The sequence below is a fragment of the Prevotellamassilia timonensis genome (assembly GCF_900106785.1).
GTDB lineage: Bacteria > Bacteroidota > Bacteroidia > Bacteroidales > Bacteroidaceae > Alloprevotella > Alloprevotella timonensis.
This window is the reverse complement of sequence record NZ_LT629842.1, coordinates 248186-259105: the sequence shown is the minus strand read 5'-3', so window position 1 is coordinate 259105 and position 10920 is coordinate 248186. Positions and strand designations below refer to the sequence as shown.

Here is a 10920-nt window from a genome sequence, read left to right as displayed (position 1 = left end):
GTGTGAATACTTGGTTGACGGGTTGACGGGTTAACGGGTAAGTTTGCCAAACTTCTAAAGTTTCTTACCATTCTGACTAATCAATCAATAGCATACAACAAACTTACCCGTTAACTTGTCAACCTATTCTGTCAAAGGTGTTCGACATTTAGTTTATAAAATTCAGTCCGCACCAACAGCCCCACGACAGCAGGCCTGTAATGACTGATATGATAATCCACTTTTGAGCATCGTTGGCCGAAATTTGCGCCCGTTCGTAAAAGCCGTTCATGTAAAACGAATTGACTTGTGCAGCTTTGATAATGGCCACAATGCCAAATGGCAGACAGCAGAATATGGTTGAAATGACGGCCATGGCCATGTGGTTTTTAGGACATGGGGGGAGTGCGTTTCGATTCATAGGTCAAAAAGGCTTTATTTATAAATTAGACATACTTGCAATGGAGCCGAAACCGACACTGAAAAGAACCAGAATGTAGACAAAGTAGAACACAATGCTGGCTATCAATCCGCCAATCGCCCAGTTACGTGCTTTGTTGGAGGCTTCGACAGCTCCTTGATAGTCGCCCATGAGGTAGAGGTTGTCGACCTTACAAGCATATACTATGGCTACAATACCGGTAGGCAGGCAGCACAATATGGTTGACACGATGGCCCACACCAAATTGCTTGGCGGGCAAGGCATTGACTGGTTGGGGGTGCCGCTGCCCATGCTGTGGTGCACATTGTCGTAGGGTGCGCCACTGGCTGTGCCGGCAGTACCAGCAGTGCCGGGAGTGGGCGGCGGGGTGGCGCCATTGGCGTCGTTGTCTAAATATGCCCTCAACTCGTCAACGGCACCTGCACGCTGCCAGTCGGCCATGCCTTTGCACCATACAAGGGTGTCGGCACTGACGTTGAACATTGAGAATTGTGAGGGGGGTATGGGGCCTTTTTGCTGGCCTGAAGCATCGATGTAGAAGTAGTCGTTCATTGCGATGTAATTGGATTAGGGTGGTTCTAATAATTTTGAAATAGGGATTTGTGCGCTATCGGAAGTGTATTTTTGAAAGTTTGTGAGGGAGCATAGCGGGCTATGTGACCGAACTAACTTTCAAAAAGGCACTTTCGAGAGTGTGCAAATCACATTTCAGAATAGCAGAACTCTAAAACAGAATTTTTAGAACCACCCTTTATGGTTAACTTGGTGTTTAATAAGCAGGTGCGACCATGCGGCATGTCCAAGCCGCTGAATTTATGTCACGCCACACAGTCACACTTTATTTTGAGGTAGATTACTGCGGCAGGAAGTCGAGCAGCATTTTAAGAGATTCTGCGTCTTTCCAACTCCAAAAACGGTTTTCCTTGAGCACCTTGAAGGCTTGCATCTGGTCTTTGCTCACAAACTTTTTGAACTCAGACTCATTGGCCTTGATTATGGTGCCCTTGATGCTGAAGTAATAAGTGTCGGTCAAAGGTATGCCGTTGTCGTCGTTACGCTTTTGCGAGTCGAGATTGAGAAAAACCCCGCTGTCGGGCATATCGAAAAAGTCCATGCCGCGTGTGCCATCAGTCTCTTCACGATAAAGCGACATGTTTACGTGGGTGTTGCACAACAGATAGTTGTAGTTCTTTTCGGCCACCACACGTGCCATGACGGAGTCGACCTTGAGATAGCGCACACTGTCGCCAAAGTTGACCCCAATGATGTTGCTGACATAAGCGCGCATCACCTTGCCCGTTTTGTCGTCAAGATAGACCAAGGAGCCGTCCTTCAGAAAAATGTTGGCCTTGGCTGTGACAAAACGGCCGAAGGGTTGAAGTATCTTGGCCTCGCGAAATTCTGGATAAAGCAAAGGCGTTTGGCTACGCTTCATCACAAGGGCCTGTTGTGCCGAAGCTGGCAGGGCCGACAACAGGGCAAGTAATAGTATGACAAATTGTTGTTTCATTGTGGCAATTTCAGTTTTTGGATAACGAAGTTCTTGATGAGGACTGCCGTCTCTTCAATACCCAGCACCGATGAATTGATGCACAGGTGATAGGTGCTGGCAGCGCCCCATGTGCCGGAACTGTAAAAGTTGTAGAAGCTGGCACGTTCGCTGTCACCCTTTTCAATAATCTCTTGTGCCTTTTCGGCCGTGCAATTATTCCATTTCACCACACTGGCAATGCGGTCTTCCATGTTGGCAGTAATAAACACATTGACGCAACGCGGATTGTCGCGCAACACATAGTCGGCACAGCGTCCTATGAAGATGCACGAATGGTCGGCCGCAGCCTTGCGTATGGCCTCGCTTTGTATGCGGAAGAGGTTCTCGTTTGACAATTCATTGTCATAATAGGTGGCCCCACCGCCTATAAAGGGTATGATGTTGCCTAAGGTGCGCAGGAAGCGATTTTTTTCGTCGTTGCGTTCAAACACTTCGGCGCAGAAACCGCTTTCCTTTGCCGCAAGGTTGAGTATCTCGCGGTCGTAATAGGCTATGTCAAAATCCTTGGCCAAGATGTGGCCGATAGCGCGGCCGCCACTGCCAAGCGAGCGGCCTATGTTGATGATGAATGGTTCGGGGTTATTTGCTGTTTGTGTCATGGTCGTAGTATTATAATGGTGTGTGCATATTTTCGACAGGAGCTTGCATCTGCTTTTTGAACTTCTTTACCTGCAGCACCAACAATGTGATGGCCAACACTGAGGCCAGACCATCAGCCACAGGAGCAGCGTGCCACAGGCCCTCGAGCGGGTCGGCATACAAGTGGGGCAGGATAAATATGGCAGGTACAAGGAATATGAGTTGGCGCGTGAGCGACAGAAAGATGCTCTTAGGCGCATAACCAATGCTTTGAAAGAAGGCGGTCGACACAATCTGAATGCCCACTATGGGGAACATCATAACCATGCAACTCAGTGCATGGGCCGACAGCTTGATGAGCTGGGGAGAGTCTTTGGCAAAGACGCTGACAAATGGTGTGGGGAAGAACACGCCAATGACAAAGCCCATCAGCGTAATGACTGACCCAAATATGAGGGCCTTGCCCAGCACACCGAGCACACGGTCATAGCGGCGTGCGCCAAAGTTGTAACCGGCTATTGGCTGCATGCCCTGGTTGAGGCCTATTACCACCATCACGATAAAGAGTATGAACCGGTTGCAGATGCCAAAAGCACCTACGGCCATATCGCCGCCATAAGTGGTCAGGCTGCGTGTCATCATGGCGGCCACAAGGCAGGCACATAGGTTGATCAGGAACTGGGGAAGTCCCACAAGGAGCGATTCCTTCACTATCTTTACATCGAGCTTGATTATGCTGCGGTTCAAGTGAATCAGTTCGTCCTTGTTTGAGAACAACCGCAACTGCCACGTCAACATAATCATCTGTGCCATAATAGTGGCAGTGGCTGCGCCACGTATGCCCCACCCCAGCACAAATATGAATATCGGGGCCAGAATGCAGTTGAGCACAACGGTGCCAATGGTGGCACACATGGCCTTTTGCGGCCGGTTGGTTGAACGCAGCAAAGCATTAAGGCCAAGGTACATGTGTGTAACCACGTTGCCCACGAGTATGATTGACATAAAGTTGCGAGCGTATGGCAGCGTGACATCGCTGGCACCGAAAAAACGTAGAATGGGGTTGATGAACACGAGCAGCAGCAAACCGAGCACAATGCCGAGGGTGAGGTTCATAATGACCACATTGCCCAATATCTTTTGTGCTGTGCCATAATCCTTTTGTCCGAGTTTCACACTCATCAATGTGGCAGCACCCACGCCCACCATGGCGCCAAAAGCAGCAGTGAGCGACATGAGCGGACCGGTAAGGGCCAGTCCCATGATAGCCTCTGCCCCCACGCCCTGACCAATAAAAATGCCGTCGATGATGTTATACACCGACGATGCGGCCATGGCCACAATAGCTGGTATGGCGTATTGCATGAGCAGCGAACCTACCGGCTTTTCTGCCAACACATTGAATTGATTTGTTTTGGAGTGTTCCATATATGCTAAGATGGTGCTCTATATTATTTTATTGAAGTTTCGGATTTGGCATGGGCGGGCTGAAGGCCCAAGTATTTACTTAGCCCAGGGCAACGCCCTGGGTGAAATTGAGCAAGGTTGTGACGCCCTGTAAGGGCAGAAGTAGAAACACTTCATCATACTTTTGCCCTTACAGGGCGTCACTTTTCCTCTTGCTGATAACCCAAGGTGCTGCCTTGGGCTATGAAATTCATTGGGCCTTCAGCCCGTTCAAGTTTAATGCGAAACTTGAGATAGATATTATGCAAAGTTAAACATATCTGTGATTGCATTACGTGTTTGGTGTAATAAAAAAATAAAAACATGGCTGCATTACGGGGCATTACGGGCCTTTACAAACGCCTTGCCACCCACATAAGCCCCACCAAAAAGCGAGGCACCCACGCCCGGCAAATGCCATATTACCTGTTGATAACTCAGTTAATAATATGGTTTGTCGAGAGTGAATGCCTCGCCTGTTGATGTGGGCTTACACACCCACAAAGTGCTTTATGCTCAGGTTATTAGTCCTCAATCAAGTCCTTGCCAGTCATTTCGGCAGGCTGCTTCAGACCCATGATATGCAGAATTGACGGAGCCACGTCGGCCAACACGCCGTCTTTCACCTTAGCTTGCTTGTTCTCTGTTACATAGATGAAAGGCACGGGGTTGAGTGAGTGGGCAGTGTTAGGTGTACCATCAGCATTCTCTGCATTGTCGGCATTACCATGGTCGGCAATGATGATAGTTTCGTAGCCAATTTCGTTAGCGGCAGTCACCACGTCCTTCACGCAGCTGTCAACGGCCTTTACAGCCTTTTCGATAGCTTCGTACACACCGGTGTGGCCTACCATGTCGCCATTGGCAAAGTTCACTACTATGAAGTCGTACTTGTTCTCCTTGATAGCGGCAACCAGCTTGTCCTTCACCTCAAAGGCCGACATCTCGGGCTTGAGGTCGTAAGTAGCCACCTTGGGCGAAGCCACCAGGATGCGGTCCTCACCCTCATAGGGTGTTTCGCGACCACCATTGAAGAAGAATGTTACGTGTGCATACTTCTCAGTCTCAGCTGTGTGCAACTGCTTCAAGCCCTGCTTTGAGATGTATTCGCCCAGCGTGTTATGTACGTTCTCTTTGGGGAAGAGAATGTGCACGCCTTTGAATGAGGCATCGTAGGGAGTCATGCAATAGTACTGCAGACCGGGAATGGTGTGCATACCCTCCTCAGGCATATCCTGCTGTGTGAGAACCACCGTAAGTTCCTTGGCACGGTCGTTACGATAGTTGAAGAAGATTACCACATCGCCCTCTTTGATGCGGCCGTCCACATTGGCGTTAACGAGCGGTTCCATAAACTCGTCAGTGTTCTTGTGCTCCTCAGAGTCTGAGTCGTAGCAGCTCTGCACACCTTCAACCATGTCGGTCACCTTGCGTCCCTTGCCTTCAACCAACTGGTCGTAAGCAATCTTTACACGGTTCCAGCGCTTGTCACGATCCATGGCATAGAAACGGCCGATGATGCTGGCAATGTGTGCACCATTTTCATCGCATACGCCTTGAAGTTCCTTGATAAAGCCCTTGCCGCTCTTCGGGTCGGTGTCACGACCGTCCATAAAGCAGTGAACGTAAGTATTCTCTGCCACGCCATATTCCTTGGCAATGCCAATAAGTTTGAACAGGTGGTTGAGTGATGAGTGCACACCGCCGGTTGAGGTCAAGCCCATGAGGTGCAAGCCCTTGCCATTCTTCTTGGCATATTCGTAAGCCGACACAATCTCGGGGTTCTGCATGATTGAACCATCAGCACAGGCACGGTTAATCTTTACCAAATCCTGGTAAACGATGCGGCCGGCACCGATATTGAGGTGACCCACCTCTGAGTTTCCCATCTGGCCTTCGGGCAGACCCACATTTTCGCCACAGGCCAACAGCTGTGAGTGGGGGTATGTAGCGTTGAGGTGGTCCATAAACGGTGTGGGAGTTTCGTAGATAACATCACCATGGTTGTGCTTACCAATGCCCCAACCATCAAGAATCATAAGAAGTGCTTTCTTTGCCATAATACTTTATGTGTATTTTATGTATTGAATTTGCAGGCAAAATTACTGTAATTGGCGCGAATGAGCAAACAAATTGCGCAATCTTTAATGGGTGGTTCTAAGTTATGACATTTGCCGCTAACGCGAGACGCGTCGCCCCCATTAGAGGTAGCGTTTGGTGGTAGCGTTTAGTGGTAGCGTTTGGTGGTAGCGTTTGGTGCTTGAACATTTTACAGGACAGCCATAAACTCTGAAGACTCACTCATTGCTTGCCATCAAATTTGACGATGACACGCTTGAAGCCCATTTGCCGGAAAATGCGTTCGAATTGCTGCCGCGCGTTGCTCTCCGCTGCCTGCATATTCTGTGGTGTCAAACAGCGGCGTCGCATTTTTTGCTGCGCTTGCGCATAAAGTTGGTCAAGCACATCGGGTGTCACCGTGCCCCGTTCGTAGAAGGAGCGCGTCCCGGCCTCGTCAATAAAACGCTCGTCGAGCAGCGACACTGGTGGCAAGGTGAGTTGAGCTGTGGAGTCGGGCAATGACACAAACCACCCGTCCGAAGCCTTTTGCATATCCACCCCGAGCCGCAATGTGCCCTGATAGATACGCACCAGGCGGTCGGTGCCGAAAGTGCGCTTGTGCTCCCACTCCACCACCTCCTCGGTGTTGATGGTGAGAAACTCCCACTGCCCGACGTCGCGCACGGCCATTATTTGTTCGGGCGTGACATCGATGCGCGTGTTATGCACCACACGCAAACTGACGGGTGGATTGTCGGTCACTCCTTTATATATATAGGCCACAGCCACTGCCACTATGGCAGCAGCCCCCACCCACCACCAGCGCAACAGGCTGCCAATAGCCTTGCGCCATGTCATGATGCTATGTTGTTTATCAGTCTGCTTCATTGTCTGCGCGTCATGCGTACAAAATCGTTGTCAGTAAATGTCTTCTTAAATCGCACTGTTACCTGCCCCTCCTTATAGCCCATTTGCTGCAATAGCGGCAACAGTTGGTTGGCAGCGCTGCGTTGTGCCTCGCGTTCTATGCCATAGTGGGCCATGTGTCGTGCAATGCTGTCCTCGCCCTGCCGTGCCAAAGCCGTAATTTCGGCATCGGTGTAGCGTGAGCGCGCCATGTCCACATATTGGCGTATACCCTTGTTGTCAATCTTCGATGCTGTTATAACCACCTGCGGGTCGGGCAGCGTCACAATCAGGGTGCTGTCGGTGCGCTCCACGTTGCGCTCGTCAAAGTGTTGCAGGTCGATGTATGCCTTTATGGTCACGTCGAGCGGAATGAGCACGCGTCGTTTGCCAATGCGTGTCGGCATATTGACCGGCATGCCGAGCACCTGCCCCGTCAACACGGGTTCGTCGGTGTTGGTCACGAGTTTGTGCACCTGCATTTCGGTCACATACAAGCGTGCACTGCTGCGCACCGTCATGACCAACCGGCGCACAGAGTCGGCAGCCGTTGGGGCTTGCACCTCATTGGGCTGTGCATCGCGCTTGTGGCACCCCATGGGCATGACAAGCAACCAAAAGGCGCATACCAAACCAAGGGCGTACAATGCGCTGCGGTAGGTAATATGGCGTATAAGCTGTTGCGAAATGAATATATGTTTGATTCTCATTCTGACCTCATTCTACTATGAAATAACACTAAAAACTACACTCGTTCTCTGGTTCATATATAAAACGACTTGCTTGCAGATAAGGCGGTATGCAAGCGATTTCTGTTATTGCAAAGGTAAGTATATCAATTGATTTGCGCAATGAATTGAGAGGGGATTTCTTCCGGTGCTACAGCATGACTTACAAAAAAGATGTGGGCGGAGCCACCCTATGGCGCTCCACCCACACTTATACTTGATACTTGTGCTCTACAATGTTATTTCTCAGCCTTTTCAGCCTTGATTTGTTCGTTCACAGCCTTAATCTTCTGGCCAATTTCTTCGAGGTCCTCCTTCAAGCGGGCCACCTTCTTTTCGATGTCGGCCACGAGCGAATTACCTTTCTTCGAACTGGTACGGAAGAATGAGAGGTTGGTTTCGTAAGTCTGAATTTCCTGCTTCTTGCCATCGAAGGCATTTTGCAGACGGCTGCGTTCGCGCGTCAATTCAGAGCCACCCTTATCTGCCACAGTCTTGCGGAAGTTGTCCATGCGGCGTCGACCAGCAGTTTCGTGCAGCGTGTCGTAAATTTTGTCGCACAACTCGCGGTAGCGGCGATAAGTCTTCTCCTTCTTGTTATAAGGCACATGGCCAATCTCGTTCCAACGCGCTTGCAGGTCGCGCACGCTCTGCAGCAAGTTGTCGCCAGCGTTCTCGGCCAGCTTTTCAAGGTCGGCAATCACCGCCTTTTTCAGTTCGAGGTTAGCTTCCTCCTCCTTGCGCTGTCCGGCATTAGCCTCGTTCTTCTTGTCGAAGAAGTAGTTGCAAGCGTCGTTAAATCGCTTCCACACGGCATCTGACACCTTGTGCGCCACGGGGCCGATGGTTTTCCACTCCTTTTGCAGTTCAATAAACTTGTTGGTAGTGGCACCCCAATCGGTGCTATCCTTCAAAGCCTCAGCCTTTTCGATGAGTGCATTCTTGGCAGTAAGATTGGCGTTGAGCTTTTCGCGGTTAGCCTTGAAATAAGCCGTTTTGGCCTGGAAGAATCGGTCGCAAGCCACGCGGAAGCGTTCAAACACCTCATTGTTCACCTTGCGGGGCGTAAAACCGATTGTTTTCCATTCAGCCTGCATGGCCAGCACCTGCTTGGTCATGTCTTCCCACTGGTTGTAGGTTTTGAGTTCGCCAAATTCAAGTGCCTCCACCTTTTGGCAGAGTTCGGTTTTCTTTACCAAGTTCTCCTCTTCCTTAGCCTTGATGGCCTCGAAGTGGTCTTGATGACGCTTGTTGATGACGGTCGAGGCATCTTTGAAGCGTTTCCATATCTCGTCGCGCAACTCCTTGGCCACGGGGCCAGTTTCGCGATATTCCTGATGCAACTTTTGCAACTGGTGGAAGGCCGAAATAACGTCCTCCACATCGGCCAACTTTTCAGCAGCCTCGCACAAGTGCGTCTTTATTTCAAGATTTTTCTTAAAGTCGTAAGCGCGCATCTCGTGGTTGAGGCGCAACTGGTCGTAGAACTGCTCCGTATAGTGCTGGTAGTTTTTCCACAGTTCGGTAGCGTTCTCAGCCGGCACGGCTTTGATATCCTTCCATTCGGCCTGCAGGTCCTTCACCTCGTTGTAGCCCTTGTCGGCGTCGTCGGGAGTGGCAGAGAGTTCCTTGATGCGTTCAATAATCTCCTGCTTGCGTTTCAGGTTGGCCAGTTTTTCCTTCTCTTGTTCCTCGGCTGCCTTGTTGCGGAGTTCGCGAATGAGCGACAGTTGAGCCTTGAAGTTCTCCTCCTCAGTGTCGGGAGCCGGCATAAAGTCCTCAGGCTTACCACCTTCTTCAACAAATTTGTCGCGGGCAGCAACCACATCGGCATTGTGAATGCGGTAGTAAAGCATCTTCAAGTGGTCAAGTTCAGCGCGCTCCACATTACCGCCATTATATACAATATCCTTCAAGCGATCAATCACCTCGGCCTTTGTGGTCGGTTCGTTACGCTTTTCGGGAGCAGCAGTGTCTGTTGTTACTTCGGCTGAAGCAGTTTCGGCATTGTTGGCTTCGGCAGCCACCACCTTTTGTTCTTCTGTTTCAGCAGTGTTCTTAATTTCGTCCATAATAAATAGGATAGGATCGTACGTGAGTTATATATGTAGTAGCCCACACCCATGTGTGGGAATTGCAAATTTGCACAATAAATGCGTATACGCCAAGTAAATCGGATAAAAACTTTGCCTTACTGGCCTTAAATCCAAGCTTTCCAGCGGAACAGACCATAAAAAATGCCTGTCACCACGATAGAGGCAATGATTACTACGGGGAAACCCCACCAAACGGTTTCCATTCCGCTCACGAGGTTCATACCAAAGATACTGGCTATGAGTGTCGGGAACATCAGTATGATGGACACCGAGGTCATTTGTTTCATCACGCCAGCCATGTTGTTGTTGATAATGCTGGCATACGTCTCCATGGTGGAGTCGAGAATGTTGGTGTAGATGTTGGTTGTTTCGCGCGCCTGGTTCATCTCAATGGTCACGTCCTCAATGAGGTCGGCGTCCAATTCATCGACGGGCAACTTAAACTTGAGCTTCGAAAGCAACGTTTCGTTGCCACGGATAGAGGTGATAAAGTAGGTCAAGCTATCCTGCAGGCGCGACAGTCCCACGAGGTCCTCATTATCTATCTGGCGGTCGAGGTTGCGCTTGGCCTCTTCAAGCAAAATGTTGATTTGTTTCAACCGCTTCAGATACCACACGGCCGATGACAGGAAGAGGCGGAACACGAGGTCGACAGAGTCGGTAAAACCCTGGTTGCGCTTTTGCTGGTACGACACGAAATCTATCATCATGTTGGTCTCGTAGTTGCACACCGTCACGCACACGCCTTTGTTAAGGATTATGCCCATAGGTATGGTGGTGTGCGGTGTGCGCGAGGCCACCTCCTTTACATAGGGTATGCGCAATATGATGAGCGACCACCCGTCGTCGTATTCATAACGCGAGCGCTCGTCCTTATCTCGAATGTCGTCAAGAAAGTAATCGGGAATTTGCAGTTCTTTGGTCAAAAAATCTTCGTCCTCTGGCGTAGGGCAGGTTACCTGCACCCAGCAGTCGGGCGCCCACTCATCAATGGTTTGAAGCTTTTTGTTGTAGTTCCAGTAAGTACGCATAAAGAAACAGGTCGTTTTACTTTGTGATGAGAAATTCACTGCCTGCACACAACGTTTCGTCCGGCACGAAACGGCTTGTGCAAGGGGCAGAGGCCTGTCT

10 protein-coding genes are annotated in these 10920 nt (G+C 50.1%); all 10 read right to left on the bottom strand.

From position 1 onward, the window contains the following. Positions 1–148: 148 nt before the first annotated feature. Positions 149–400 (bottom strand): CD225/dispanin family protein, encoded by a 252-nt coding sequence (locus BQ5453_RS03940; RefSeq protein ID WP_071122237.1) that lies wholly within the window; start codon positions 398–400, stop codon positions 149–151. 18 nt (positions 401–418) lie between these two features. Continuing rightward, positions 419–973 carry a CD225/dispanin family protein gene (locus BQ5453_RS03935; RefSeq protein ID WP_071122236.1) on the bottom strand — a complete coding sequence of 185 codons (555 nt, stop codon included), beginning with the start codon at positions 971–973 and terminating at the stop codon, positions 419–421. Positions 974–1274: 301 nt separating this feature from the next. Further along, positions 1275–1931 (bottom strand): hypothetical protein, encoded by a 657-nt coding sequence (locus tag BQ5453_RS03930; RefSeq protein WP_022102494.1) that lies wholly within the window; start codon positions 1929–1931, stop codon positions 1275–1277. Further along, positions 1928–2572, bottom strand: a complete 645-nt coding sequence (locus tag BQ5453_RS03925) for a cytidylate kinase-like family protein (protein WP_071122235.1) — start codon at positions 2570–2572, stop codon at positions 1928–1930. Before BQ5453_RS03925 ends, BQ5453_RS03930 begins: the two co-directional genes overlap by 4 nt. A gap of 10 nt (positions 2573–2582) precedes the next feature. Beyond that, complete coding sequence (locus tag BQ5453_RS03920; RefSeq protein ID WP_071122234.1) at positions 2583–3980, bottom strand: MATE family efflux transporter; 1398 nt, start codon at positions 3978–3980, stop codon at positions 2583–2585. Positions 3981–4522: 542 nt separating this feature from the next. Beyond that, a complete protein-coding gene (gene gpmI / locus BQ5453_RS03910) occupies positions 4523–6058 on the bottom strand; it encodes a 2,3-bisphosphoglycerate-independent phosphoglycerate mutase (protein WP_071122232.1) in 1536 nt (511 codons plus the stop codon). Between the two features lie 241 nt (positions 6059–6299). After that, entirely contained in the window at positions 6300–6947 is a 648-nt protein-coding gene (locus BQ5453_RS03905; RefSeq protein WP_083361121.1) for a DUF4230 domain-containing protein, read from the bottom strand. After that, complete coding sequence (locus BQ5453_RS03900) at positions 6944–7675, bottom strand: DUF4230 domain-containing protein (RefSeq protein WP_083361120.1); 732 nt, start codon at positions 7673–7675, stop codon at positions 6944–6946. Before BQ5453_RS03900 ends, BQ5453_RS03905 begins: the two co-directional genes overlap by 4 nt. 257 nt (positions 7676–7932) lie before the next feature. After that, a complete protein-coding gene (locus tag BQ5453_RS03895; RefSeq protein WP_071122231.1) occupies positions 7933–9765 on the bottom strand; it encodes a DUF349 domain-containing protein in 1833 nt (610 codons plus the stop codon). Between the two features lie 128 nt (positions 9766–9893). Continuing rightward, positions 9894–10820: a magnesium transporter CorA family protein gene (locus tag BQ5453_RS03890; RefSeq protein WP_022101643.1), complete on the bottom strand. Its 927-nt coding sequence runs from the start codon at positions 10818–10820 to the stop codon at positions 9894–9896. Positions 10821–10920 lie beyond the last annotated feature (100 nt).